Genomic DNA, 25,827 nt, shown 5'->3' with positions numbered 1-25,827 from the left:
GGCTCCCGGCAGCCGGTCAGCGGCTGGGGACCGCCTCCTGCTCGTCCGCCGTGCCGCTGCGGCCGCCGGTGGCGAAGGACTCCATGGAGAGGTTGAAACGGGCCAGCAGCTCGCAGAACGCCTCCTGGTCCTCCTGCGGCCAGTCGGCGACCAGCAGGCGGACCAGCTCCTGGCGGCTGCTGCGCACCTCCTCCAGACGCTCCCGGCCGAGCGGTGAGAGGTCCAGGAAGACGGCGCGCTTGTCGTCCGGGTTCTGCACCCGCTCGACCAGGCCGCCGTCGACCAGCGGCGCCACCTGCCGGGTGACGGTGGAGGAGTCGATGCCAAGGGCGTCGGCGAGCGCCTTGACGCCGGTCGGGCCCTGCCAGCCCAGCCGGTTGAGCAGCAGGAACGCGGCGCGGTCCATGGAGTTGCGCTGGGAGCCGACGCCGCCGATGCGTACCTGCTCGACCCGGCGGGCGAAGATCGCCACCTGGTACTGCAGGCGGTCGTGGAGGTTGTGGTCCGTGGTCATGGCGGCTCGCGGTGTTCAGCGGTGTGCAGTCGGTACCTGGTGTGCCGGACCTCTGCGGGCCGGGCGACTTTGAGGGTACGCGTGTCCGGCACTCGCATGTAACGCCTCGGACGACGCGGACTTTCGCCCCGCCGTGCCGCGCGGTGGTCGCGGGGCGGGCCGGGGGCCGCACCCTACGCTGGGATCATGCAGAGCTGGCCGATCACCGTCGACGACGTGCGCGGTGCCCACAAGATGCTCTCCGGGGTCGCCAGGGTGACCCCGATGGAGGGAAGCCGCCACCTCTCCTCGCTGGTCGGCTCGCCGGTCCATCTCAAGTGCGAGAACCTGCAGCGCACCGGTTCGTTCAAGCTGCGCGGGGCGTATGTGCGGATCGCGGGGCTCTCCCCGGTGGAGCGGGCCGCCGGGGTGGTGGCGGCCAGTGCGGGCAACCACGCCCAAGGGGTGGCGCTGGCGGCCTCGCTGCTGGGGGTGCGTTCCACCGTCTTCATGCCGCTCGCCGCGCCGCTGCCCAAGGTGGCGGCGACCCGGGAGTACGGGGCCGAGGTACGGCTGCACGGGATGAATGTGGACGAGGCGCTGGGGGCGGCGCGGGACTTCGCGGAGACCACCGGAGCGGTCGTCATCCATCCCTTCGACCACCCCGATGTGGTGACCGGCCAGGGCACGGTGGGCCTGGAGATCCTGGAGCAGTGCCCCGAGGTGCGCACCATTGTGGCCGGGGTGGGCGGCGGCGGGCTGCTCGCCGGGATCGCCGCCGCGGTGAAGCCGCTGCGTCCGGATGTCCGGGTGGTGGGGGTGCAGGCGGCTGGTGCCGCCGCCTATCCGCCGTCGCTGGCGGCCGGGCGTCCGGTGGGGCTGGAGTCGTTCTCCACCATGGCCGACGGGATCATGGTCGGGCGGCCCGGCGACGTGCCGTTCGCTGTGATCAATGCGCTTGCGGACGGGGTCTGCACGGTGAGCGAGGAGTCGCTGTCCCGGGCCCTGCTGCTCTGCCTGGAGCGGATGAAGCTGGTGGTGGAGCCGGCCGGCGCGAGCCCGATCGCCGCGCTGCTGCAGGATCCGGGGGTGGCCGAGGGCCCGGTGGTGGCGGTGCTCTCCGGCGGCAATGTGGATCCGCTGCTGCTGCAGCGGGTGCTCAGGCACGGCATGGCGGCGGCCGGGCGCTATCTGTCCCTGCGGCTGCTGCTGAGCGACCGGCCCGGTGCCCTGGCGGCACTGCTGGGGGTGTTCTTCCGGGCGGACGCCAATGTGCTGGATGTGGCGCATGTGCGCACCGCGCCCGAGCTGGGGGTGGCGGAGGCGGAGGTCGACCTGCATCTGGAGACCAAGGGGCCGGACCACTGCGCCGCGGTGGTGTCCGAGCTGCGGGAGGCGGGCTACACCGTGCTGCGGCAGAGCTGAGCCGACGGGGCGGCCCGGGCGCGGGGCAGATGCCGCGCGGGCGTGCGGCGGCCGTGCGGTGCCTGGTCCGGACGTAAATCGGGGGCCGTTGTCAGTGGCACCCGTCATGCTTGGCGGGTGCATCGTCGACTGGACGACGCATGGGCCGGGTCATGGGGGCATTCGGCCTTGACGCGATACATCGCGTCTGCCATTGTCGCGATGCATCGCCTTTGCCCGCCCCGGCGTGGGCCATGCGCGGATTGCGCGCGCCCGGGGGACCACACGGAGAAGAGAGAGCCACATGGCGGCAGCCATCACAGCCGAAGGACTGGTGAAGACCTTCGGCGACGTACGAGCCCTCGACGGGGTCGACCTGGAGGTACCCGAGGGCACGGTGCTCGGCCTCCTCGGCCCCAACGGGGCGGGCAAGACCACCACGGTACGGGTACTCACCACCCTGCTGCGCCCGGACGCCGGCCGTGCCGTCGTCGCGGGGGTGGACGTGCTCAAGCACCCCAACAAGGTCCGCAGCCTGATCGGGCTGTCCGGCCAGTACGCGGCCGTGGACGAGTACCTCACCGGCCGCGAGAACCTGCAGATGGTCGGCGAGCTCTACCAGATGAAGTCCCGGGACGCCAAGGTGCGGGCCCTGGAGCTGCTGGAGTGGTTCAACCTCTCCGAGGCCGCCGACCGCCCGGCCAAGACCTACTCCGGCGGTATGCGCCGACGGCTCGACCTCGCCGCCGCCCTGGTGGTCCGCCCTCCGGTGATGTTCCTGGACGAGCCCACCACCGGTCTCGACCCGCGCAACCGGATGGCGCTGTGGGAGGTCATCGAGACCCTGGTCGAGCAGGGCACCACCCTGCTGCTCACCACCCAGTACCTGGAGGAGGCCGACCGGCTGGCGCACGACATCGCCGTGGTCGACCACGGCCGGGATCGCCCGCGGTTCCGCGGACGAGCTCAAGGCGCAGATCGGCGGCGAGCGGGTGGAGATCGTGGTGCACGACCGCGACCTCATCGGCACCGCCGTGGAGGCGCTGACCCCGTACGCCAAGGGTGAGCCCACCATCGAGAAGCACACCCGCAGGATCACCGTCCCGGTCAGCGGCGGCGCCCGTGTGCTGGCGGACGTGATCCGCGAGCTGGACGGCCGGGACATCCTCATCGACGACATCGGCCTGCGCCGCCCCACCCTCGACGACGTCTTCCTCTCCCTCACCGGCCATGGGGCCGAAGAGGCGGAGGCGGAGGCGGCGGAGGGCGCAGAGGCGGCCGACGACCGCACCGTCACCACCGGAAAGGACGCATGACATGGCGGCGATCACCCCGACGGCGATCGGGCACGCGATCCCGCAGCCGCGCGGCGGCGCGGTGCAGGTGCTGCGCGACTCCTGGGTCGTGGCCAAGCGCAATCTGCGCCGGATGACCCGGATCCCGGAGATCGTGGTCTTCGGCCTGATGCAGCCCGTGATGTTCGTGCTGCTCTTCTCCTATGTGATGGGCGGGGCGATCAAGGTCCCGGGCTCCGCGGGCGAGAGCGCCTACCGGGAGTTCCTGATGGCCGGCATCTTCGCCCAGACGGTCACCTTCGCGGTGGCCGGGGCCTCGGCCGGCATCGCGGAGGACATGACCAAGGGCCTGGTGGACCGGTTCCGCTCCCTGCCCATGGCGCGGTCCGCGGTGCTGGTCGGCCGCACCCTCGCCGATGTGGTGCAGACCGCCTTCACCGTGCTGGTGCTGGCCGCGGTGGCGCTGTTGGTGGGCTGGCGGATCCATGAGGGCGTGTTCAAGGCGCTGGGGGCGTTCTTCCTGCTGCTCCTGCTGGGTTACGCCTTCTCCTGGATCGGTGCGCTGATCGGCCTCTCGGTGCGCAGCCCCGAGGCGGCCACCTCGGCCGGGCTGATCTGGCTCTTCCCGCTGACCTTCCTGTCCAACGCCTTTGTCCCGGTGGGCACCATGCCGGGATGGCTGCAGGCGATCGCGTACTGGAACCCGTTCAGCGCCACCGTGCAGGCATGCCGCAAGCTCTTCGGCAACCCGGGTGTGGACCCCAGCCACGTCTGGCCGATGCAGCACCCGGTGGAGGCGTCGCTGGCCTGGTCGCTGCTGATCCTGGTGCTCTTCTCCTGGCTCGCGGTGCGCAAGTACCGCAACGCCAACGGCTGAGCCGTCCGCCGGGAGGGGGACGCCGACCGGCAGTACCAAGACGAGGGCGGCCGCACCGATCGGTGCGGCCGCCCTCGCCGTGTGTGTCCCGTGGGGACGGCTCAGCCGGTGTAGGGCTTGGCCTCCATGACCTTCACGGCGGCCTTCTTGCCGTTGGGCAGCTCGTACGTGGCGTCCTCGCCGACCTTCTTGCCGTTGATGGCGGTGCCGAGAGGCGACTGCGGGGAGTAGATGTCCAGGTCGTCCCCGGCCACCTCGCGCGAACCGAGCAGGAACCTCATGGTGTCATCGGGATCGCCGTCGAAGGCCACGGTGACGACCATGCCGGGAGCGACCACGCCGGAGTCCGACGGAGCCTCGCCGACCTTGGCCTTCTCGAGGAGCTGGGTGAGCTGGCGGATGCGCAGCTCCTGCTTGCCCTGCTCCTCCTTGGCCGCGTGGTACCCGCCGTTCTCGCGCAGGTCACCCTCTTCACGGGCTGCCTCGATCTTCTTGGCGATCTCCACGCGTGCGGGACCCGACAGATAGTCCAGCTCGGTCTTGAGCTGGTCATACGCCGCCTGGGTGAGCCAGGTGACGTTTTCGCTGGTCTGGGTCACAGGTGCTCCTCGTCGGTACTCGGCTGTACTACAAAGCAACGCCCGCTCCCGTGCCGGCCGGCTCGGAAGGGGCGAAACCACGAGCGTAACAATTCCTCGGGGGTGAGGGGAGTGGCTGACTGCGCACTGCTACCCGTCGGCTGCGGTGCGCATGCCCGATCCCACCGTCGAATATGCCCGACAGGTGTGACAATCGGAACGCTCCGCGCTCGCGGAATGTCGTGCGCCCCCTGCACTCCCACTACCCGTGGGCCACGCAGCCCAGCAACTCGGCGGTGGTGCCGGCCGCGGTGGTGCGGATGGTCACGTCCTTATCGAAGGTACTGCCTGCGGCGGGGACGGCAACATCGAGCTGACCGACCACGGTGTGGTCCGGGGACTCGCTGCGCAGGGTGCACACCCCGCTCACACCGCTCCGCTTCTGCACCGACAGATGGGCCTTGACCGCCGTGTCGGAGACCACCTGGAAGGTCGGCACCTCCCCGTGCAGCTTGGTCTCCCGCAGCAGGTACGAGGCGCCCAGCCAGGCGATCAGGCCCAGGAAGAGCACTCCGCAGACCGCGCCGGCCACCCGCAGCCGCCGGTCCGCCTTGCGGTCGTCGCCGCCGAAGCGGCCGACCCCGCCGTACCGGCCCTCGGGCAGGCCGGGTGCTGTGGTGCTCATCCGAATCATTCCTTCCCCGGGACGGCCGAGGAATGTACCGGCCCTCCAGTCCGTCACTATAGGAGTGGTTGACCCCGGCCGGACGCGGCGGGGCGGCACGGGATGGATGCGGAAGGAAACAGGCGTTGACTGAGCAGTTGCGACTGATGGCGGTACACGCCCACCCGGACGACGAGTCCAGCAAGGGCGCCGCCAGCATGGCCATGTATGTCGACCGTGGGGTGGATGTGCTGGTGGCCACCTGTACGGGGAGAGCGCGGGTCCATCCTCAACCCCAAGCTCCAGGGTGATCCCTGGGTGGAGGAGAACATTCACGAGGTGCGCCGCAAGGAGATGGACGCGGCGCGCGAGATTCTGGGTGTGCGGCAGGCCTGGCTCGGCTTTGTCGACTCGGGTCTCCCGGAGGGCGACCCCCTGCCGCCGCTGCCCGGGGGCTGCTTCGCCCTCCAGGAGGTGGAGAAGGCCGCCGAGCCGCTGGTGCGGCTGATCCGCGAGTTCCGTCCGCATGTGATCACCACCTACGACGAGAACGGCGGCTATCCGCACCCCGATCACATCATGACCCACAAGATCACCATGGCGGCCTTCGAGGCGGCCGGCGACCCGGATGCCTACCCCGGCACCGGGGAGCCCTGGCAGCCGCTGAAGGTCTACTACAACCACGGGTTCCCGATGGGCCGGATCCGGGCGCTGCACGCCTACCTCACCGAGCACGGGCACGACTCCCCGTACGGCGAGTGGATCGAGGGCTGGGAGAAGAGCGGCCGCGAGGAGCGGGAGATCACCACCCGGGTGAGCTGCGGCGACTTCTTCGAGGTCCGCGACCGCGCGCTGATCGCCCACGCCACCCAGATCGACCCGGACGGCCCGTGGTTCCGGGTGCCGCTGGATGTCCAGCGCGAGGTCTGGCCCACCGAGGACTACGAACTGGCCCGCTCCCTGGTCGACACCTCCCTGCCGGAGGACGACCTGTTCGCGGGCATCACGGCCGACGTCTCGGTCTGAACCGTGTGAATTTCCCACCCCGGTGGCCCGGTCGCAGCGCGACCGGGCCACTATGGAGAGGTGAGCACCCCCATGAGCGACCCCGCCGCCCTCGTCACCCTGGCGGTCAACCCCGACAAGGTGACCCCGGGCCTGCTGGGCTTCATCGTCTTCGCCGTCCTCGCTGCCGCCACCTGGTTCCTGCTGAAGAGCATGAACAAGCAGTTCAAGAAGGTGGACTTCGTGGAGGAGCCGGAGCAGGACGCCTCCCGGGCCGCCGCGGACCGCCGGCCCGAGGACTCCCGCACCGCCTGAGCGGCGGGCGTCCGTCCCCGCACACAGCGCCGGGCCGTGGACTCAGCGCCCCGACGGATCCGCTGCCGCCGCCGCGCAGCGGGCGGCGCGCCCCAGCAGCAGGGCCCGTTCGGCGCCGTTGCGGGTGAGCGCGGCGGCGCGCTCGAACTCCTCGCGGGCCTCGGCATGGCGGCAGAGCCTGGCGAGCAGATCGCCGCGCACACTCGGCAGCAGGTGATAGTCCTGGAGTGTGCCGGTGGCCGCCAGCGCGTCCACGACGGCGAGCCCGGCTGCCGGACCCTGGGCCATTCCCACGGCGACTGCCCGGTTCAGCTCCACCACCGGTGACGCCGTGCGTGCCGCCAGCGCGCCGTACAGCTCGGCGATCCGCGCCCAGTCGGTCTCCTCGGCGGTGAGCGCCCGGGCATGGCAGGCCGCGATGGCGGCCTGCAGCGCATAACCGCCCGGCGGGTCGTCGCGGGAGCGGCCGAGCTCCTGCGCACGGGCCAGGGCGGCGAAGCCGCGGCGGACCAGCAACTGGTCCCAGCGTGAGCGGTCCTGGTCGGGCAGCAGGACGGGTGCACCCGAGCGGTCGACCCGGGCGGCGGAGCGGGACGCCTGGATCTCCAGCAGTGCGATCAGCCCGTGCACCTCGGGCTCCTCGGGCATCAGCCCGGCCAGCACCCGTCCCAGCCGCAGCGCGTCCTCGCAGAGCGCCGGGCGCAGCCAGTCGTCGCCCGCGGTCGCCGAGTAGCCCTCGTTGAAGACCAGGTAGACGACCTCCAGCACGGAGGCCAGCCGCTCGGCGAGCTCCGGTCCCTGCGGCACCTCGAACGGCACCCGCTCCCGGGCGAGGGTGCGTTTGGCGCGGACGATGCGCTGCGCGACCGTGGACTCGGCGACCAGGAACGCCCTGGCGATCTCCTCGGTGGTCAGACCGCCGAGCAGCCGCAGGGTGAGGGCCACCCGTGCCTCCCGGGACAGCACGGGATGGCAGGCGGTGAAGACCAGACGCAGCAGGTCGTCCTCGATGTCCTCGTCGAGCCCGGCACCCTCCGGCGGCTCGGCGCCCAGCTGCCGCTGCTCGGTCTCCAGCTCATGGCCGAGCAGCCGGAGCTTGCGGGCATAGCGCTCGTTGCGGCGCAGCAGATCGATGGCCCGGTGCTTGGCGGTGGTCATCAGCCAGGCGCCCGGGTTCCGTGGGACGCCCGACTCCGGCCACTGCTCCAGGGCTGCGACCAGGGCGTCCTGAGCCAGCTCCTCGGCGGTGCCCAGGTCGTGGACGATCCGGGTGAGCCCGGCGACCAGCCGCGGGGACTCGATCCGCCAGACCGCCTCGACGGTGCGCCGGGTCCGTTTGTCGCTGGTGCTCACGACCACACATCTCAGCAGCTGCGGGACGCCGGCGCCAGGCCGGCGCCCCGCAGCCGCAGCGGCCGGTTACGCGGGCTCCTCCACCTGGCGGATCTCCGACTCCATCTCCCACTCGTCACCGTGGATGGCCAGGAAGCGCGAGGCCCACTCGACCGCCTCCTCCCTGGACTTGGCCTGGATCAGGGCGTAGCCGCCGATGACCTCCTTGGCCTCGGCGAACGGGCCGTCGACCACGGTCAGCTTGCCGCCGGAGAGCTGGATGCGGGTGCCCTCGTCCAACGGGCGCAGGCCGGCGGTGTCCAGCAGCACGCCCGCCCTGGTCATCTCCTCGATCAGCTTGCCCATCTCGTCCATCAGCTCCGGGCTGGGGCCGTTGTGCGGTGCCTTGGCCGGGTCCAGCTTGAGCAGCATCATGAAACGCACGGTGTGGTCCTTCCCACGGGGTTCTTCACAGGATTTCTGAGGGGGGTCGTCACGGGGCTTCTGCACCGCCGTCGCCCGCGGGCTCGCCGCGGGTTCCGCCGGGGGCTTCTCCCCGCCCCCTGCCTACGCGTCGATCGGGCGGCGGCCGGATCGACACCCGGGGTGGAAAAACTTTTCGCCGCTTCGGAGGGGGGATGATCGACCGGTCTCCCCGGCCGCTGCATGAGAAGCTGGCCGGGTGAACCGACTCGGTAGCGCAACCTCGCCCTACCTGCTTCAGCACGCCGACAACCCGGTCGACTGGTGGCCCTGGTCGCCGGAGGCCTTCGAGGAGGCGCGGCGCCGCGGGGTGCCCGTGCTGCTGAGCGTCGGCTATGCGGCCTGCCACTGGTGTCATGTGATGGCCCACGAGTCCTTTGAGGACGAGGCGGTCGCCGCTTGGCTGGCCGAGCACTTCGTGGCCGTCAAGGTCGACCGTGAGGAGCGCCCGGACGTCGACGCCGTCTACATGGAGGCGGTGCAGGCGGCCACCGGCCAGGGCGGCTGGCCGATGACGGTCTTCCTCACCCCGGACGGCGAGCCGTTCTACTTCGGCACCTACTTCCCGCCGGAGCCCCGCCACGGCATGCCGTCGTTCCGGCAGGTGCTGGAGGGGGTCGCCGCCGCCTGGCGCGACCGGCGCGACGAGGTCGACCAGGTCGCCGGACGGATCGCCGCGGATCTGGCGGAGCGCGCCTCGGTCGTGGGCGCGAGCCGTCCTGCCGCTCCCACCGAGGACGACCTGCACCAGGCCCTGCTGAGCCTGTCGCGGGACTTCGACGAGAAGCGCGGCGGTTTTGGCGGTGCGCCGAAGTTCCCGCCGTCCATGGTGCTGGAGTTCCTGCTCCGCCACCATGCGCGCACCGGTTCCGACGCCGCCCTGCAGATGGCCGAGCGCACCTGTGACGCCATGGCCCGCGGCGGCATCCACGACCAGCTTGCGGGCGGCTTCTCGCGCTACTCGGTGGACGCCGAGTGGACGGTGCCGCACTTCGAGAAGATGCTCTACGACAACGCCTTGCTGCTCCGGGCCTATCTGCATCTGTGGCGGGCCACCGGCTCCCAGCAGGCCCACCGGGTGGCCCTGGACACGGCGGGATTCCTGCTGGCGGAGCTGCGTACCGACGAGGGCGGATTCGCCTCCGCGCTGGACGCCGACAGCGCCGATCCCGTCACCGGAGAGCCCGCCGAGGGCGCCTACTACTCCTGGACGCCCGAGGAACTGGTCGCCGAACTCGGCGAGGAGGACGGCCACCGGGCCGCCGAGCTCTTCCTGGTCACCCGGGAGGGCACCTTCGAGCACTCCCGCTCCGTCCTCCGGCTCCCCGAGGACCCCCACGACCTGCGCTGGTACGAGTCCGTCCGCGCCCGCCTGCTGGCCGCCCGCGCGCGCCGCCCCCGGCCGGCCCGCGACGACAAGGTGGTGGCCGCCTGGAACGGCCTGGCCATCGCCGCCCTGGCGGAGGCCGGCGCCCTGCTGGAGCAGCCCGAGCTGGTGGCCGCGGCGACGGCCGCCGCCGATCTGCTGCTGGCCGTCCACCTCACCCCCGAGGGGCGGCTGCTGCGCACCTCGCGGGACGGCCGTCCCGGCCCCAACGCGGGGGTGCTGGAGGACTACGCCGATGTCGCCGAGGGCTTCCTGGCCCTCTACGCGGTCACCGGCGACGCCGAGTGGCTGGACCTGGCGGGCGGTCTGCTGGACACCGTGCTGCTGCACTTCATCGACCCGGAGAGCGGAGCCCTCTACGACACCGCGGACGACGCCGAGAAGCTGATCCGCCGCCCGCAGGACCCCACGGACAACGCAGCCCCCTCCGGCTGGACCGCCGCCTCGGCAGCGCTGCTGGGCTATGCCGCCTACACCGGTTCCGAGCGTCACCGCACCGCCGCGGAGCGGGCGTTGGGCGTGGTCGGGGCGCTGGCCGGGCGTGCGCCCCGCTTCATCGGCTGGGGGCTGGCCGCCGCCGAGGCGTATGCCGACGGCCCGCGGGAGATCGCCGTGGTGGGCCCGGCCGACGACCCGGGCACCGCGGTGCTGCACCGTACCGCGCTGCTGACCACGGCTCCCGGCGCGGTGGTCGCGGTGGGTGAGCCCGGTGCCGCCGAGGTTCCGCTGCTGGCCGACCGGCCGCTGCTGGACGGCCGTCCCGCGGCCTATGTCTGCCGGCGCTTCACCTGCGAGGCCCCCACCGACGACCCCGCCCGGCTTGCCGCCGCCCTCGGTGACCACGTGCAGTGACCGCCGGGCGGTGCCGAAACTCGGTGGCGCTGTGCCGTTTCGGCGCGGAACGATGAGCCATGAGCTGGCACCTCACCGATGATTTGGACACATTTCTGCGCTCCGCCGGGGGGTTCCTGGCCGCGCACCCGGCGGAGAACACCGTGCTGCTGACCGTCGCGGACGCGGCCCGCGGTCTGGGGCCGCGGGCCTTCGGCGGGTCGTCACCCTGGTACGGCTGGTGGTCCCCGGCGGACGGGGCGGCGGTCGCCGGTGCCTGTCTGCGGACGCCCCCGTTCCCGGTGGCCCTCGGCCGGATGCCGGGGATCGCAGCCGAGGAGCTCGCGGCGGTCCTGGTGGGCCGGGATGAGGCGGTCGACGCCGTCGGCGGTGCCACCGGGGCGGCGACCGCCTTCGCCGGGGCCTGGCGGACCGTCACCGGTGGAGGGACGGAGATCCGTCGGCGGGAGCGTCTCTACCGTCTTGCTGCCCTCACCGGCCCGCAACCGGCGCCGCCCGGTGCCGCGAGAGTCGCCCGGCCGGAGGACCAGGCGCTGATCGTGGAGTGGCACGAGGCGTTCAGTCGCGAGGCCGGCACGCTGCTGCGGGACTTCACCGACGGGGTCGCGCGCCGTATCGCCCGCGGTGGGTTCCACCTCTGGGAGGACGGCGGCCGGCCGGTGGCGCTGGCGGGTGCGAACGAGGCGGCGGGCATGGTGCGGATCGGCCCCGTCTACACGCCTCCGCAGTCGCGTCGCCGCGGGTACGCGGCAGGAGTCACCGCCGCCGCCACCGCGCAGGCGCTGGCCGACGGCGCCCGCGAGGTGCTGCTCTTCACCGATCTGGCCAACCCCACCAGCAACGCCCTGTACCAGCGGCTGGGCTACCGGCCGGTCGGCGACCGTCTGGTGCTGGGCCTCGCGGTCTGACGGCGCAGGCACCGGAACGGTGCCCTCCATGGCGAATTGCCCGAATGTTGAGGTCCTGTTCGCCTCCCTGATCCGCCGTCATGTCACCGTGGGTCGATACGGTGTGACGGGCGGGTCATGGAGAGGCAGAGCGTGATGGCGGTGCGGATCCTGGGCGGTGCCGCGGCGGCCGGAGCGGTGGTCGCCGTGGTGGGGGCCTACCTGCTCGGCGGGCCGCTGCTGGTGCTGGGCGTGGCGTCGGTGGGCGCGCTCTGGGCGATGTTCCATGTGGCCCGCACCTGGTCGGGGCGGAGCCGGCCCGGCGGGCCGGTGCAGCGCGCGGCCCCGGCGCCGCGCGGGGCGGCTGCCGGGGCCGGCGTGGTCAGGGGGCGGTCGGTGGAGCACTGCGAGCGCTGCCGCCGGGCGCGGGAGGCCGCGGAGGCCTGCCGAGGGGGCAGGCCGGGGTCAGGCGGTCGCCGAGTACGCCACGATCGACACTCCGATGTACTGGACGATGAAGGCGGCCAGCGTGAACGAGTGGAAGACCTCGTGGAAACCGAACCAGCGTGGTGACGGGTTCGGGCGCTTGAGGCCGTACACCACGCCGCCGACGCTGTAGAGCAGACCGCCGGTGATGATCAGGACCAGCACGGCCACCCCGCCGGTCCGCAGGAAGTCCGGCAGGAAGAAGACCGCGGCCCAGCCCAGCGCCAGATAGCAGGGGGTGTAGAGCCAGCGCGGCGCACCCACCCAGAAGACCCGGAAGCCGATCCCGGCGAGCGCACCCGCCCACACCAGCCAGAGCAGCACCTCGCGCCGTCCGCCGTGCACCAGCAGGAGGGTGAAGGGGGTGTAGGTGCCTGCGATGATCAGGAAGATGTTGGCGTGGTCCAGGCGGCGCAGCACCGCTTCGCCGCGCGGCCCCCAGGTGAAGCGGTGGTACACCGCGCTGACGCCGAAGAGCAGCCAGGCCGACACCGAGTAGACGGTGCAGGCGAGTCTGGCCTCGGGGGTGCGGGCCAGGCAGATCAGCACGATGCCTGCGGCCACCGAGGCGGGGAACATGCCCGCGTGCAGCCAGCCGCGGAGTTTTGGTTTGAGCGGGCGCACGGCCGCCGCGACCGGTTCGGCGGCGCGCTCCGCGGTGGCGGGGGGCGCGGCAGGGGCAGTGGCGTCCGCCGGGGCGGTCGCGGGGTTCGGGATGTCCTCCGCAGTCATGGTCGACATGCTACCTACGCGACCGTAGGTTACCGTCAGGTATGACGTGGCGATGGTCACTCCCCGGCCGGTGCTGTTGCCGTAATCAGCGTGGTCGGATGCCTTCGATGCGGTGGATTTTCCGGTTCGTCGCCCGTTTGATCACCGGAATGTCACGGGGGAACCCCCTTCGGCGTGAGGGGCGGTATGTCGCATTGAGGCCTGCGGGGATACCCTGCCGACAACCCTCAACCCCGACGCCGGTTCAAGGACGAACCGGCGTGAAACGGAGCGATCGTGCCGTACGAGAACTCTGCCCTCAACAACTCCGCCCCCACCAAGCACAAACGACTTCTGGCCTGGGTGAATGAGATCGCGGAGCTCACCCAGCCCGATCGTGTCGAGTGGTGTGACGGCTCGGAGGAGGAGTACCAGCGCCTGTGCGAGCTGCTGGTCGAAAAGGGCACCTTCACCAGGCTCAACCCCCAGAAGCGGCCCAACTCCTACTACGCGGCCTCGGACCCCAGCGACGTCGCCCGCGTGGAGGACCGGACGTTCATCTGCTCCGAGAAGGAGGAGGACGCCGGTCCGACCAACCACTGGAAGCAGCCCGCCGAGATGCGGGCCATCTTCGGTGAGGTCTTCCAGGGCTCCATGCGCGGCCGCACCATGTACGTGGTGCCCTTCTCCATGGGCCCGGTGGGATCCCCGCTCGCCGCCTACGGTGTGGAGATCACGGACTCCGCGTATGTCGCGGTGTCGATGCGCGTCATGACCCGGATGGGCAGTGCCGTGCTGGACCACCTGGGCGAGGACGGCGACTTCGTCCGCGCCGTGCACAGCGTCGGCGCCCCGCTGGCCGCGGGCGAGGCAGACGTGGCCTGGCCATGCAACTCCACCAAGTACATCTCGCACTTCCCGGAGACCCGCGAGATCTGGTCGTACGGCTCCGGCTACGGGGGCAACGCGCTGCTCGGCAAGAAGTGCTACGCCCTGCGCATCGCCTCGACGATGGCGCGTGACGAGGGCTGGCTGGCGGAGCACATGCTGGTGCTCAAGCTGACCCCGCCGACGGGCGCCCCCCGCTATGTCGCGGCGGCCTTCCCGTCCGCCTGCGGCAAGACCAACCTGGCGATGCTCCAGCCCACCATCCCGGGCTGGACGGTCGAGACCATCGGCGACGACATCGCCTGGATGCGGTTCGGCGAGGACGGCACGCTGCGGGCCATCAACCCGGAGGCCGGCTTCTTCGGTGTCGCCCCGGGCACCGGCCGCGACACCAACTCCAACGCCATCGACACCCTGTGGGGCAACACGGTCTTCACCAACGTCGCGCTGACCGACGACGGTGACGTCTGGTGGGAGGGCCTCACCGAGGAGCCTCCGGCGCACCTCACCGACTGGCGCGGCGACGACTGGACGCCGGAGAGCGGCACCCCGGCCGCCCACCCCAACGCCCGCTTCGCCGTCCCGGCGTCGCAGTGCCCGACCATCGCCCCGGAGTGGGAGGACCCGGCCGGCGTCCCGATCTCGGCGATCCTCTTCGGCGGGCGCCGCGCCAGCGCCGTCCCGCTGGTCACGGAGTCCTTCGACTGGCAGCACGGTGTCTTCCTGGGCGCCAACGTGGCCAGCGAGAAGACCGCGGCGGCCGAGGGCACCGTGGGCGAGCTGCGGCGCGACCCGTTCGCGATGCTGCCGTTCTGCGGCTACAACATGGGCGACTACTTCGGCCACTGGGTGAAGCTGGGCAAGCAGGCCGACCCGGCCAAGCTGCCGAAGATCTACTACGTGAACTGGTTCCGCAAGAACGCCGACGGCAAGTTCGTCTGGCCGGGCTTCGGCGAGAACAGCCGCGTGCTGAAGTGGATCGTCGAGCGCCTGGAGGGCACCGCCGAGGGCGTGGAGACCCCGATCGGCATCCTGCCGACCGAGGACACCCTCGACCTCAAGGGCCTCGACCTCACCCAGGACGACCTGGAGCTGCTGCTCTCCGTCGACCGGGACATCTGGAAGCAGGAGGCCGCGTTGATCCCGTCCCACCTGGAGCTCTTCGGCGAGCACACGCCGAGCGAGCTGTGGGACGAGTACAACAGGCTCGTGGAGCGGCTCGGCTGACGAACCGTCACTGATCCGTCACCGTACGGCCGGAGCCCCGGCCAGGCGATCGCCCCGACCACCGATCGCCTGGACCTGGACTCCGGCCGTCGGCATGTCCGGCGCGGGACGGTGCGGGGTGCGGCCGTTCAGTCGGCGCGCAGCACCCGGCAGGCCGAGTCATGGGCGTCCATGCGCCGGCAGGCCAGCATCGCGGTGGCGGTGTCCTGCTGGGCGGCGGCGACCACCAGCACCCGCCCGGCCAGCGTGTGGGCGTGCGCATGCAGCTCGGCGAGCGTGCCGCCGGTGTCCGTGCCCGGCCGACGGCGCAGCCGCACCCGCGCCCCGGACGGCGAGAGGTCTTCGATCCGGTCGGTGATCAGCGCTGCGGCGCTCTCGATGTCGTCCCGCTGGGCGGCGAGCGCCTCGTCGGGCCCGGCCGCCTCCAGTGCGGCGGTGGTGGCTCGGCGCAGCTCGGAGGTGGCGGCCAGCAGTGCGGCCAGGTGCCCGGCCAGCTGTTCCCGCAGGTGGGCGGGACGGTCGGGGCGGGCGGCGGTGTGCTCGCTGCTGTTGTGGTGGGACGGGCGCGGGTGTGCGGTGGCCACTGCGGCGGACTCCCGTGGGGTGTGCACGGACTTGTGCCGTATCGGCTCGTACATGGGCGCCCTCCTTACCGTGAGTGCATCCTAACTTGGACTTGGACTAAGTCTAAATCAGTCGCCGCGGGAAGTCAGGCCATGGTGGGGCCGGATCTCGGGACGCGGTACGTCAGGACGAACGCGGCTGAACGGTGAAGCGGAGGCTCCGGGCCCGGCGCGCGGTCCGCAGCGCACTGCCCACCAGGACAAGGGCGAGCAGGGCGAACGCGCCCAGCGCCACCTCCGCCTCATCGATGGGGGCGAGATCACCGCGGCTCCCCTCCTCGGGTGCCTGCCGGCCCAGCGGATCGACCAGCACCCGCAGACGGTCCCCCACCTGGTGCCGGTCGCAGGGGCTCAGGGAGCCGGGGATGCTCCGGCCGTCCAGCCGGTGCAGGGTGCAGCTCCTGAGATGGTCCCTGCCCGCACTCTGCTGCACCGACGCCACCAGCGCTTCGACCTGCTCTCCCCGCCGGACCAGTGCCTGGTCGGTGAGTGCCGTACTGCCGACCAGGCCGACGACGAGGCAGAGCAGCGTCACGACGATCTGGGAGGGCCTGCCACCGCCGGCCAGCGCCACGGGAACGGCGGCTGCGATCGCCGTGAGGGTCACGGTCATCGCCACAGGCCACTCCGCTCCACCCCAGCGGAGCGCGACCAGTGCCGTGACACCCGCGCCGGCCGCCAGCACCAGCAGCGGGATGCCCACGCCGCGCCAGAGCCCACCCCTCCCGGGGCGGGGCCGCCGGCCCCAGCCGGCTTCGGGGCGGGGCGTCCACGACATGGCGGCTCCTGCGGGTGCGTCGGATGGCCGCATCATCGCACCGGACCGGCCGCAGCGGTTGCCGCGGGGATGCCGTCAGGGCTGGGTGTAGCCCTGCAGGAAGGTGCCGATGCGGTGCACCGCATCGGTGACGTCCTCCGGCCGGGGCAGCGTCACCAGCCGGAAGTGGTCGGGCTCCTGCCAGTTGAAGCCGCTGCCCTGCACCACCAGGATGTGCTGGGACCGCAGCAGGTCCAGCACCATCTGCGCATCGTCCTTGATCTTGTAGACCTTGGGATCCAGCCGCGGGAACGCGTACAGGGCGCCCCGGGGCTTGACGCAACTGACGCCCGGGATGTCGTTGAGCAGTGTCCACGCCGCATCCCTGGAGGCCAGCAGCCGGCCGCCGGGCAGCACCAGGTCCTTGATCGACTGCCGTCCGCCGAGCGCCGCCGCCACCGCGTGCTGCGCCGGCATATTGGCGCAGAGCCGCATATTGGCCAGGATCGACAGGCCCTCGATATAGCTGGTGGCGTGCTTCTTGGGCCCTGACAGCGCCATCCACCCGGAGCGGAACCCTGCCACCCGATAGGCCTTGGACAGCCCGTTGAAGGTCACACAGAGCAGATCGGGGGCGAGCGAGGCGGTGGGGGTGTGGGTGGTGCCGTCGTAGAGGATCTTGTCGTAGATCTCGTCCGAGTAGACCACCAGCCGGTGCCGCCGGGCGATCTCCACCAGCCCCTGCAGCACCTCCACCGGGTAGACCGCACCGGTGGGGTTGTTGGGGTTGATCACCACGATGGCGCGGGTGCGGTCGGTGACCTTGGCCTCGATGTCGGCCAGATCGGGGTACCACTCCGCCTGCTCGTCGCAGCGGTAGTGCACCGCCGTACCGCCGGCCAGGCTCACCGAGGCCGTCCACAGCGGATAGTCCGGCGCCGGGACCAGCACCTCGTCGCCGTCGTCCAGCAGCGCCTGCATGGACATCTGGATCAGCTCGGAGACACCGTTGCCGAGGTAGACGTCCTCCACGTTCAGCCCGTGCAGACCGCGCTCCTCGTAGTGCATCACCACGGCCCGCCGGGCGGCCAGCAGCCCCTTGGAGTCGCCGTAGCCGTGCGCGGTGGCGAGGTTCTTGAGGATGTCCTGGAGGATCTCCGGCGGGGCCTCGAAGCCGAAGACCGCCGGGTTGCCGGTGTTCAGCTTGAGGATCCGGTGGCCCTCGTCCTCCAGCCGCATGGCCTCGTCGAGCACCGGCCCGCGGATGTCGTAGCAGACATTGGCAAGCTTGCTGGACTGGATCACCTGCATGCCGGTCACTTTACGGGCCCTCCACAGCCCCCGCCCCGTGGTGTTCACCACGTGGACCTGATCTCACCCGTGACGCCTAGCGCCGCCCCCGCCAACGTTTGCCCTCCCCCAGCCTGGCGGCCGGGAGGTGCCCCCACGCCGCGGCGTCTGGTGCGTGCGATCGCAAGGCGGCCGGAAGCCCTTGTACTGGGTCGTACCTGGGCTTTCGGCCAACGCAGCGAGCGTGCGTGCCAGGCGTCGCGGCAGGGCAAAGGTTGGCGGGGGCGGCACTAGACTGCGGGGCGTCACCGGGGGGAGCCGGCCATGTCACTCACGCACCTTTCCGCCGCACTGACCGGAGCGGTCGTCGGGGCGGCGGCCGGCCCGGCACTGCGCAGCGCCGTCTCCCGGCACACCGCAGCGCCACGGCTTCCCCTGCTCCAGGCCGCGGCCGCAGTCCCCCTCGCGCTGCTCGGCGCCGCCACCGGGTTCACACCGGTCGCCGCCGCCCTGGGCTGGGCCGCCCTGCTGGGCGTGGCGCTGGCCTTCGTGGACGCCGCCGAGCACCGCCTCCCCGACGCCCTCACCCTCCCGGCCTTCGCCGGAACGGCCCTGCTGCTCGGCGCGGCCGCCGTGCTGGACGGCCGCCCGGGCGTGCTCATCCGCTGCCTGCTCGCCGCACTGGCCCTCGGCGCCCTCTACGGCGCCATGGCCCTGATCGCCCCCCTCGGCCTGGGCGACGCCAAACTCGCCCCCACTCTCGGCGCCCTCCTCGCCTGGTACGGCTGGGGGGCCGTCCTCGCCGGCCTCTTCCTCGGCTTCCTGCTCGCGGGCCTCTATGGCACGGCCCTCCTGCTCACCCGCCGCGCCCGCGGCGGCGACCCGCTGCCCTTCGGCCCGTTCATGCTGCTGGGGGCGCTGGCAGCGGTGCTGCTGGCGGCCTGACCCGGGCGCGTGGGGCGCGGCCGCGACCGCACGCAGCCAGGGGGACGCCATCGGTGGGTGCGGCTCAGGGCGGGTCCGCGGGTCCGTGCCGGACGAGGGCCCAGACGGTCTTGCCGATGCCGTGGGGGCGGGGGTCGCACCCCCACGTGGCGGCGAGGGCCTGGACGATGAGAAGGCCGCGGCCGGATTCGGCGAGGGGGTCGTCGGAGGCGTGGGGCTCGGGGACATGGTCGGGGTCGGCGTCGGAGACGGCGATGCGAAGGCCGGCCGGGGTGAGCTCGAAGCGGGTACGGATCTCACGGCCGGGGGAGCCGCGGCCGTGGCGTACGGCGTTGGTGAGCAGTTCGCTGAGGACCAACTCGGCCGGGTCCAGATAGTGGTCGGCCTCGCAGATGGTGAGGAAGTGGCGCAACAGGCGGCGGCCCCTTGCGACCGACGCCGGATGGCGGGTGAGGCGGGACTCCAACTCGCCGGGGCGGCTGGGGGACGTTCCTGCCGGGGGCATCGGCCCGCCTTCCTCTTGTGACTGATCGTGAGTCGAGTGTCACTGGTTGCTATTACGCTTGCGAGGGTTGGAGGTTCAGCTGCTCAAGTGCAGGACGGGGGGCTTTCGCGATGGCGGCGACGAAGGATCTCGACGGGGCGGCGAGTCCGCGTGCGTTCTTCGGCGCGGAGCTGCGGCGGATGCGTATCGCCGCAGGTCTGACGCAGGAGGGGCTGGGGGCGAAGATCTATGTCTCGGGCGCGTATGTGGGCCAGATCGAGGCGACGACGCGCTCTCCCAACCAGGAGCTTGCTGTGCGGCTCGACACGGCACTGGGCGGTGAGGGCCACTTCGTGCGGCTGTACGAGATGGTCGAGCGGAGCAGGGAGCATCCGCCGTTCTTCGCGAGCTTCGCGGAGCTGGAGAAGACGGCTGTGAAGATCGAGTCGTTCGAGGCGCAGCTGGTGCCGGGGCTGCTCCAGACCGCCGCGTACGCACGGGAGACGTTTCGCGCGGTGTGGCCGTACACGCCGGAGGAGCGGATCGAGGAGATGGTGGCGGCCCGGCTGTCGCGTGCCGAGCTGCTGAAGGACCCAACAGGCGTGGAGTTGTGGGCGATCCTCGACGAGGCGGTGATCAGAAGACCGGGGCTGGACCCCACGATGATGCGGGAACAGCTGGAGCACATCGCGGATCTGGTGCGGTCGCGGCGGATCGTGGTGCAGGTGCTGCCCTACAGCGTGGGCATGCATGCGCTGATGGTCGGCTCTCTCAGGCTGTTGTCCTTTGAGAACGCACCCGTGGTGGCCTATACGGAGGGGCCGCACTCCGGACAACTTCTGGACTCGCCGGAGGCGATAAGGGCTTGTCGGCTGTCCTACGATCAGGCGAGAGCTGCCGCGCTGCCGCCGGGGGCCTCGCTCACGCTGATCGAGTCGGCGACGGAGGGCTTGAAGTCATGATTGCTGCGGGGGAGTCGGCCTTGGTCGCCTGGCGCAAGAGCAGCTACAGCAGCGGTGACGGCGGCGACTGCATCGAGGTGGCCGACGGCTTCCCGGGGGCGGTGCCGGTCAGGGACAGCAAGGACCCCCATGGCCCCGCGCTGGTCTTCCGGGCGGAGGCCTGGGCCGCTTTTGTGTCCGAGGTGAAGGCGGGCGGCTTCCACCGGGCCGAGTGACCGGTGGCCGCTGCGAAGGCCTGGGAGTCCCTGTCGCCATGGAGCGGTGTGGGGCCTGAGCGTTCGGATCCGGCCTTGGCGCTCGTCGCCGTCCATGGCACGCACACAGGAGGGCCGTTGCCCGGACCGGATGGTCCGGGCAACGGCCCCGGCTGAGCAGTGGATCGTTACGGCATCGAGTGGACGTGTGAGCCGACGGTGTTGGAGAAGGCGTTGCCGTTGGCGGCGTCCCAGTTGGTGGACCAGGTCATGGCGCCGCGGATGGTGGGCCACTTCGCCGGCGGGACGAAGGAACCGCAGTGGGTGCCGGTGGCGAGGCAGTCCAGTGCGTTGTTGACCACGGAGGGGTCGACATAACCGCTGCCGGCGGCCCGGCTGGAGGCGGGGACACCGATGCCGACCTGGTCGGGTCGCAGGCCGCCCTGGATGTGGGTGCAGACCTGGGCGGTGATGAAGTCGACCGTGCCCTGCGAGTAGACGTTGCCGTTGCAGCCGTTCATCGAACCCGAGTTGTAGAACTGGGTGTTCACCACGGTGAGGATGTCCTTCACGGCCAGCGCCAGCTGGAAGTAGGCGCCGCTGGTGTTGTACATCCCGATGGTCTCGGGGGCCATGGTCAGGATGAAGCCCGAGCCGGCCTTGCTCGCCAGGGAGTGCAGCGACTGCGCCATGTAGGTGGCGTTGACGCCGTTCTCCAGGTCGATGTCGACGCCGTCGAAGCCGTACTGCTGCATCAGCGAGTAGGCGCTGTTGGCGAAGTTGGCGGCGGCGGTGGAGTCAGCGACCGAGATGGTGCCGTTCTGGCCGCCGACCGAGAGCACGACCCGCTTCCCGGCCGCGTGCTTGGCCGCGATGTCCGCCTTGAAGTCGGCGTCGGTGTAGCCGCCGAGCTTGGAGGCGAGCGCCGAGTCCAGGGTGAAGGTGATACCGCCGGGCTTGGACGGGTCGGCGTCGGCGAAGGAGACGGCGATGATGTCGTACGCGCTCTGCACATCGCGCAGCCGCTGCACGGTGGCGCCGTTGTCGAAGTTCTGCCAGTAGCCGGTGACCGCGTGCTTGGGCAGCCCGCTGGTCGGCGGCTGCGAGGTGGGCGGCTGCGATGTCGGGGGCTGGGAGGTCGGCGGCTGCGACGTGGGCGGCTGCGAGGTCGGGGGCTGGGAGGTCGGCGGCTGCGACGTGGGCGGCTGCGAGGTCGGCGGGGTGGTGCCCCCGGGGCCGGTGAGGGTGATGTCGTCGGCGTTGAAGGCACCCTGGCCGTACCAGCCGTGGACGTACACGGTGACGCTGGTGGTGGAGGCACCGGTCTGGAAGGTGGTGCTCAGCTGGCTCCAGGACGACGAGGTGGTCCAGGTGGAGACATCGGTGGTGCCGTTGCCGGTGGTGCCGAGGTAGACGTACGGACCCTGCACCCAGGCGCTCAGCGTGTAGCTGGAGTTGGGCTGCACGGACACCTTCTGCTCGCACTGCCCCGTGTCGGAGGCGCTGGGCGTCGACAGCAGCGAGTAGGAGCCGGAGTGGGCGGGCGAGGTGACGATGCTCGAGGTGCCGGAACAGGTCCAGTTGGCCTTGGTGCCGGTCTCGAAGCCGCCGTTGACGGTCAGGTTGCCGTCTGCGGCGCTGGCCCCGCCGGGCAGCAGGACGAGTCCGGCTGCGGCGGCGCCGAGGGCGGTGGCGCCGGCGGCGAGAGCACCGATGGTGCGCTTGTGCCGTCTGTGTGCAGCACGTGCCATGGGTCTGTGACTCCCTTGCGCGGAGGGCGGACCGCCGCGTCGGGGGGAACGCGGCGGTCCGGTGAGGGGGAAGGGTGAAGCCTGCGGCACGGCGCGGCCCGTCCCTGCTCCCAGGGCACGCGATGCTGCGTGCCCCAAACGGTGGACTAGACCAATGAGGGCCGTCAAGACGGCGGACAACGGCTTACGGGTCCCTTAAGGAAGGCATCAGGGCGGCTTGGGACACGCCGAGAGCCCCCGTCCGGGCTCGGACGGAGGCTCTCAGCTGCGAATCCGCGGATCTGCCGATCTGCGGCGTCGCGGGTGGTGCGGGGTCGTGGGTGGTGCGGGGTCGTGGACGGTCTCAGCCCTCGGAGGACCTCGCCCACAGGTTGAGTCCGGAGTCGGTGGCGTACTCGTCGATCTCCGCCAGCTCCTCGGTGGTGAGCCGCGGACCCCGCACCGCGGCCACATTGGCTTCGAGCTGCGCCACGGACGAGGCGCCGATCAGCGCCGAGGTGATCCGTTCGTCGCGCAGCAGCCAGGTGAGCGCCAGCTGGGCCAGCGTCTGACCGCGGCGCTCGGCGATGCCGTTGAGCGCCCGCAGCTTGCCCACCGTCTGCTCGCTGATCGCCCCCGGGTCCAGCGACTTGCCCTGGGTGGCGCGCGAGCCCTCCGGGATGCCGCCGAGGTACTTGTCGGTGAGCAGGCCCTGCGCCAGCGGCGCGAAGCCGATGCAGCCGGTGCCGGTCTCCTCCAGCACGTCCAGCAGCCCGTCCTCCTCCAGCCAGCGGTTGAGCATGGAGTACGAGGGCTGGTGGATCAGCAGCGGGACACCGAGGTCGGCCAGGATGGCGGCGGCCTCCCTGGTGCGCTGGGCGTTGTAGGAGGAGATGCCCACATACAGCGCCTTGCCCTGCTGCACGGCGGAGGCCAGGGCGCCCATGGTCTCCTCGAGCGGCGTCTCCGGGTCGAACCGGTGGGAGTAGAAGATGTCGACGTACTCCAGGCCCATCCGGGTCAGCGACTGGTCCAGGCTGGAGAGCAGGTACTTGCGGGAGCCCCACTCGCCGTAGGGGCCGGGCCACATGTCGTACCCGGCCTTGGTGGAGATCACCAGCTCGTCGCGGTAGGGGCGGAAGTCGGCGGCGAGGTGGCGGCCGAAGTTGGCCTCGGCGGAGCCGTAGGGCGGGCCGTAGTTGTTGGCCAGGTCGAAATGGGTGACGCCGAGGTCGAAGGCGCGGCGCAGGATCCCCCGCTGGGTCTCCATCGGCTTGTCGTCGCCGAAGTTGTGCCACAGGCCGAGTGAGATCTCGGGCAGCTTCAGTCCGCTGCGGCCGGTGCGGCGGTACCGCATCGACCCGTCGTAGCGGTCGTCCGCGGCCCGGTAGGGAGCAGGGGTCATCGTCCGGATGCCTTTCGAGTTTGTTGTTCGCGGAGACGATACGCCGCGATTTCTGCGCGTTCACCAGCGAGTTTCGTTCACGTACGGCCGACCGGAGTACCCTGCACTCGGGCAAGTGCACGGAGGGGCTGAGCACCATGGGTCTGCGCGATCTGGTCTATCGCACGCCGGGTCTGCGGAACCTGGTCTACGGGGTGTACGGGCGCCGGGTCGAGGCGCATCTCGATCCCGCACGCGTCCCGCGCCATGTCGGAGTGATGCTGGACGGCAACCGCCGCTGGGCGCGCGCCGCCGGGATCAGCACCGCCGACGGCCACCGACACGGCGCCGACAAGATCCAGGAGTTCCTGGGCTGGTGCGACGAGACCGGCGTCGGCGTGGTCACGCTCTGGCTGCTCTCCACCGACAACCTGAGCCGGCCCGCCGAGGAACTGGTGCCGCTGCTGGGCATCATCGAGGACGCGGTGCAGGGCCTGGCCGACGCCCGCAGCTGGCGGGTTCACCCAGTAGGGGCACTGGATCTGCTGCCCGAGAGCACCTCCGCCGTCCTCAAGGCCGCCGAGCAGGACACCATGGACGTGGACGGCATCCTGGTCAATGTGGCGGTCGGCTACGGCGGGCGGCACGAGATCGCCGACGCGGTGCGGTCGCTGCTCCAGGAGCACGCCGCCCGGGGCACCAGCCTGGAGGACCTGGCGGACACCGTCGACACCGAGCACATCGCGGCCCATCTCTACACCCGCGGCCAGCCCGACCCCGACCTGGTGATCCGTACCTCGGGGGAGCAGCGGCTCTCGGGGTTCCTGCTCTGGCAGAGCGCCCACAGCGAGTTCTACTTCTGTGAGGCCTACTGGCCGGCCTTCCGCAAGGTGGACTTCCTGCGGGCGCTGCGGGACTACGCGGCCCGGAACCGCCGCTTCGGCGGCTGACGGACGAGGAGGCGGCCCGGCCGCCCCCTGCTCCCGGCCGGGCGACCGACCTGAGTTGGGTCGTGAACGGTCGGAAATGACCTGATGCTTCCGCGACTGACCGCGGCATGTGCCGAAAGAGTGCGATACCCCCCTCCCACAAGGGCAAACGCCAGCTGAAGATGATCCGTCAGTTGGGCATCGGCGGCATGCAAGAGGCGAGGCGAGGGAATACTCGCACCAGACCGGGACCTCGGCCACCGGGGCCGCGGGGACCGGTGAGCCGCGGGTGACGTCGGGTCACCCGCCCGGGAGGCCTTGTGGTCAGTTCCAAGAGCCGCCGGATGCACGACCGGCGCACGTACGTTCTCGACACCAGCGTGCTCCTGGCCGACCCGATGGCCATGACCCGTTTCGAGGAGCACGAGGTTGTGCTCCCGGTGGTCGTGGTCACCGAGCTCGAGGCCAAGCGGCACCACCCGGAGCTGGGCTATTTCGCCCGCCAGGCGCTGAGGCTCCTGGACGACTTCCGGATCCGGCACGGGAGGCTGGACGAGCCCATCCCGGTCGGCGAGATCGGCGGCACCATCAGGGTCGAGCTCAACCACTCGGACCCCTCCGTGCTTCCCGCCGGCTACCGGCTCGGCGACAGCGACACCCGCATCCTCGCGGTCGCCCGCAACCTCCAGGCCGAGGGGTACGACGTGACCGTCGTCTCCAAGGACCTGCCGATGCGCATCAAGGCGAGTTCGGTCGGCCTGCTCGCGGAGGAGTACCGCGCGGAGCTGGCCATCACCTCCGGCTGGACGGGGATGTCCGAACTCTCGGTCTCCGGCGAGGAGGTGGACGCACTCTTCGGCCAGGAGACGGTGGACATCGAGCAGGCCCGCGCCCTGCCCGTGCACACCGGACTGGTGCTGACCTCGGAGCGTGGGCGCGCTCTGGGCAGGGTCACCGGTGACGGTCGGGTTCGGCTGGTGCGGGGCGACCGGGAGGCGTTCGGCCTGCGCGGCCGCAGCGCCGAGCAGCGGATCGCCCTCGATCTGCTGCTGGACCCGGAGGTGGGCATCGTGTCGATGGGCGGACGGGCCGGCACCGGCAAGTCCGCGCTGGCGCTCTGTGCGGGGCTGGAAGCCGTACTGGAGCGCGGACAGCACCGCAAGGTGATGGTGTTCCGGCCGCTGTACGCGGTCGGCGGCCAGGAGCTGGGCTATCTGCCCGGCAGCGAGGCCGAGAAGATGAGCCCGTGGGCGCAGGCCGTCTTCGACACCCTCTCGGCGGTGACCACCTCGGATGTGATCGAGGAGGTGGTCTCCCGCGGGATGCTGGAGGTGCTGCCGCTGACCCACATCCGCGGCCGGTCGCTGCACGACGCCTTTGTGATCGTGGACGAGGCGCAGTCGCTGGAGCGCAATGTGCTGCTCACGGTGCTGTCCCGGATCGGACAGGGTTCCCGGGTGGTGCTCACCCATGACGTCGCCCAGCGGGACAACCTCAGGGTTGGCCGCTACGACGGTGTGGTGGCGGTGGTGGAGAAGCTCAAGGGGCACCCGCTCTTCGCCCACATCACGCTCACCCGGTCCGAGCGTTCGCCGATCGCCGCGCTGGTGACCGAGATGCTGGAGGATGTTCAGCCATAAAAGCG

At 71.3% G+C, this 25,827-nt stretch carries 23 protein-coding genes and 2 pseudogenes; 13 read left to right on the top strand and 12 right to left on the bottom strand.

Annotation, left to right across the window (positions count from 1 at the left end):
* Positions 1 to 16: 16 nt before the first annotated feature.
* A complete protein-coding gene (locus AB0761_RS15795) occupies positions 17 to 514 on the bottom strand; it encodes a MarR family winged helix-turn-helix transcriptional regulator (RefSeq protein ID WP_377269652.1) in 498 nt (165 codons plus the stop codon).
* Positions 515 to 700: 186 nt separating this feature from the next.
* On the opposite strand from AB0761_RS15795, the gene ilvA reads away from it, so the two are divergent.
* From ilvA to AB0761_RS15780, 3 genes and pseudogenes are all read left to right on the top strand, one after another.
* On the top strand, positions 701 to 1,918 hold the full coding sequence (ilvA, locus tag AB0761_RS15790) for a threonine ammonia-lyase (RefSeq protein ID WP_377269651.1): 1,218 nt from the start codon (positions 701 to 703) through the stop codon (positions 1,916 to 1,918).
* 283 nt (positions 1,919 to 2,201) lie between these two features.
* Positions 2,202 to 3,213, top strand: a pseudogene (locus AB0761_RS15785) (ATP-binding cassette domain-containing protein).
* A 1-nt stretch (position 3,214) separates the two neighbouring features.
* Positions 3,215 to 4,069 (top strand): ABC transporter permease, encoded by an 855-nt coding sequence (locus AB0761_RS15780; protein ID WP_377269650.1) that lies wholly within the window; start codon positions 3,215 to 3,217, stop codon positions 4,067 to 4,069.
* Positions 4,070 to 4,170: 101 nt separating this feature from the next.
* Here the strand turns inward: AB0761_RS15780 and greA are convergent, their stop codons facing one another.
* Both greA and AB0761_RS15770 read right to left on the bottom strand, forming a co-directional pair.
* The gene (greA, locus tag AB0761_RS15775) at positions 4,171 to 4,668 is read right to left on the bottom strand and encodes a transcription elongation factor GreA (RefSeq protein ID WP_377269649.1); all 498 of its coding nucleotides are present in this window, start codon (positions 4,666 to 4,668) and stop codon (positions 4,171 to 4,173) included.
* A gap of 241 nt (positions 4,669 to 4,909) precedes the next feature.
* Positions 4,910 to 5,332, bottom strand: coding sequence for a DUF4307 domain-containing protein (locus tag AB0761_RS15770; protein ID WP_377269648.1), 423 nt, complete (start codon positions 5,330 to 5,332; stop codon positions 4,910 to 4,912).
* A 125-nt stretch (positions 5,333 to 5,457) separates the two neighbouring features.
* Between AB0761_RS15770 and mca the strand changes: the two are divergent.
* Together mca and AB0761_RS15760 are read left to right on the top strand one after the other, a co-directional pair.
* Positions 5,458 to 6,337 (top strand): annotated as a pseudogene (mca, locus tag AB0761_RS15765) (mycothiol conjugate amidase Mca).
* 72 nt (positions 6,338 to 6,409) lie between these two features.
* Positions 6,410 to 6,631 carry a hypothetical protein gene (locus AB0761_RS15760; RefSeq protein ID WP_377274140.1) on the top strand — a complete coding sequence of 74 codons (222 nt, stop codon included), beginning with the start codon at positions 6,410 to 6,412 and terminating at the stop codon, positions 6,629 to 6,631.
* A gap of 42 nt (positions 6,632 to 6,673) precedes the next feature.
* Here the strand turns inward: AB0761_RS15760 and AB0761_RS15755 are convergent, their stop codons facing one another.
* Both AB0761_RS15755 and AB0761_RS15750 read right to left on the bottom strand, forming a co-directional pair.
* The gene (locus AB0761_RS15755) at positions 6,674 to 7,984 is read right to left on the bottom strand and encodes an RNA polymerase sigma factor (protein ID WP_377269647.1); all 1,311 of its coding nucleotides are present in this window, start codon (positions 7,982 to 7,984) and stop codon (positions 6,674 to 6,676) included.
* A 66-nt stretch (positions 7,985 to 8,050) separates the two neighbouring features.
* The gene (locus AB0761_RS15750; RefSeq protein WP_377274138.1) at positions 8,051 to 8,398 is read right to left on the bottom strand and encodes a YciI family protein; all 348 of its coding nucleotides are present in this window, start codon (positions 8,396 to 8,398) and stop codon (positions 8,051 to 8,053) included.
* A gap of 247 nt (positions 8,399 to 8,645) precedes the next feature.
* On the opposite strand from AB0761_RS15750, the gene AB0761_RS15745 reads away from it, so the two are divergent.
* Positions 8,646 to 10,685, top strand: a complete 2,040-nt coding sequence (locus AB0761_RS15745; RefSeq protein ID WP_377269646.1) for a thioredoxin domain-containing protein — start codon at positions 8,646 to 8,648, stop codon at positions 10,683 to 10,685.
* A 59-nt stretch (positions 10,686 to 10,744) separates the two neighbouring features.
* Positions 10,745 to 11,593, top strand: a complete 849-nt coding sequence (locus tag AB0761_RS15740; RefSeq protein ID WP_377269645.1) for a GNAT family N-acetyltransferase — start codon at positions 10,745 to 10,747, stop codon at positions 11,591 to 11,593.
* Positions 11,594 to 12,037: 444 nt separating this feature from the next.
* Here AB0761_RS15740 and AB0761_RS15735 read toward each other — a convergent pair whose 3' ends face one another.
* Positions 12,038 to 12,790, bottom strand: a complete 753-nt coding sequence (locus tag AB0761_RS15735) for a hemolysin III family protein (protein ID WP_377269644.1) — start codon at positions 12,788 to 12,790, stop codon at positions 12,038 to 12,040.
* 276 nt (positions 12,791 to 13,066) lie between these two features.
* Between AB0761_RS15735 and AB0761_RS15730 the strand changes: the two genes are divergently transcribed.
* Positions 13,067 to 14,884 (top strand): phosphoenolpyruvate carboxykinase (GTP), encoded by a 1,818-nt coding sequence (locus AB0761_RS15730; protein WP_377269643.1) that lies wholly within the window; start codon positions 13,067 to 13,069, stop codon positions 14,882 to 14,884.
* A 128-nt stretch (positions 14,885 to 15,012) separates the two neighbouring features.
* Here the strand turns inward: AB0761_RS15730 and AB0761_RS15725 are convergent, their stop codons facing one another.
* From AB0761_RS15725 to AB0761_RS15715, 3 genes are all read right to left on the bottom strand, one after another.
* Positions 15,013 to 15,522, bottom strand: coding sequence for a hypothetical protein (locus AB0761_RS15725; protein ID WP_377269642.1), 510 nt, complete (start codon positions 15,520 to 15,522; stop codon positions 15,013 to 15,015).
* Between the two features lie 109 nt (positions 15,523 to 15,631).
* Positions 15,632 to 16,285 (bottom strand): hypothetical protein, encoded by a 654-nt coding sequence (locus tag AB0761_RS15720; RefSeq protein WP_377269641.1) that lies wholly within the window; start codon positions 16,283 to 16,285, stop codon positions 15,632 to 15,634.
* A gap of 75 nt (positions 16,286 to 16,360) precedes the next feature.
* Positions 16,361 to 17,575, bottom strand: a complete 1,215-nt coding sequence (locus tag AB0761_RS15715; RefSeq protein WP_377269640.1) for a pyridoxal phosphate-dependent aminotransferase — start codon at positions 17,573 to 17,575, stop codon at positions 16,361 to 16,363.
* A 303-nt stretch (positions 17,576 to 17,878) separates the two neighbouring features.
* Here AB0761_RS15715 and AB0761_RS15710 point away from each other — a divergent pair, with 303 nt between their 5' ends.
* Complete coding sequence (locus AB0761_RS15710; protein WP_377269639.1) at positions 17,879 to 18,499, top strand: prepilin peptidase; 621 nt, start codon at positions 17,879 to 17,881, stop codon at positions 18,497 to 18,499.
* 64 nt (positions 18,500 to 18,563) lie between these two features.
* Here the strand turns inward: AB0761_RS15710 and AB0761_RS15705 are convergent, their stop codons facing one another.
* The gene (locus AB0761_RS15705; RefSeq protein WP_377269637.1) at positions 18,564 to 19,004 is read right to left on the bottom strand and encodes an ATP-binding protein; all 441 of its coding nucleotides are present in this window, start codon (positions 19,002 to 19,004) and stop codon (positions 18,564 to 18,566) included.
* Positions 19,005 to 19,114: 110 nt separating this feature from the next.
* Here AB0761_RS15705 and AB0761_RS15700 point away from each other — a divergent pair, with 110 nt between their 5' ends.
* Entirely contained in the window at positions 19,115 to 19,945 is an 831-nt protein-coding gene (locus AB0761_RS15700; protein ID WP_377269636.1) for a helix-turn-helix domain-containing protein, read from the top strand.
* Entirely contained in the window at positions 19,942 to 20,160 is a 219-nt protein-coding gene (locus AB0761_RS15695; protein ID WP_377269635.1) for a DUF397 domain-containing protein, read from the top strand. Before AB0761_RS15700 ends, AB0761_RS15695 begins: the two co-directional genes overlap by 4 nt.
* 167 nt (positions 20,161 to 20,327) lie before the next feature.
* Here AB0761_RS15695 and AB0761_RS15690 read toward each other — a convergent pair whose 3' ends face one another.
* Together AB0761_RS15690 and mgrA are read right to left on the bottom strand one after the other, a co-directional pair.
* The gene (locus AB0761_RS15690; RefSeq protein ID WP_377269634.1) at positions 20,328 to 21,890 is read right to left on the bottom strand and encodes a chitinase; all 1,563 of its coding nucleotides are present in this window, start codon (positions 21,888 to 21,890) and stop codon (positions 20,328 to 20,330) included.
* A 343-nt stretch (positions 21,891 to 22,233) separates the two neighbouring features.
* A complete protein-coding gene (gene mgrA, locus AB0761_RS15685; protein ID WP_377269633.1) occupies positions 22,234 to 23,274 on the bottom strand; it encodes an L-glyceraldehyde 3-phosphate reductase in 1,041 nt (346 codons plus the stop codon).
* 137 nt (positions 23,275 to 23,411) lie between these two features.
* On the opposite strand from mgrA, the gene AB0761_RS15680 reads away from it, so the two are divergent.
* Both AB0761_RS15680 and AB0761_RS15675 read left to right on the top strand, forming a co-directional pair.
* Positions 23,412 to 24,203: an isoprenyl transferase gene (locus AB0761_RS15680; protein WP_377269632.1), complete on the top strand. Its 792-nt coding sequence runs from the start codon at positions 23,412 to 23,414 to the stop codon at positions 24,201 to 24,203.
* A gap of 299 nt (positions 24,204 to 24,502) precedes the next feature.
* The gene (locus AB0761_RS15675) at positions 24,503 to 25,822 is read left to right on the top strand and encodes a PhoH family protein (protein ID WP_377269631.1); all 1,320 of its coding nucleotides are present in this window, start codon (positions 24,503 to 24,505) and stop codon (positions 25,820 to 25,822) included.
* Positions 25,823 to 25,827: the final 5 nt, after the last annotated feature.

This window comes from Peterkaempfera podocarpi (assembly GCF_042466665.1).
In the GTDB taxonomy this organism is placed as follows: Bacteria; Actinomycetota; Actinomycetes; order Streptomycetales; family Streptomycetaceae; genus Peterkaempfera; species Peterkaempfera podocarpi.
The sequence above is the reverse complement of the archived record's forward strand: the minus strand, read 5'-3'. Positions and strand labels throughout refer to the sequence as shown.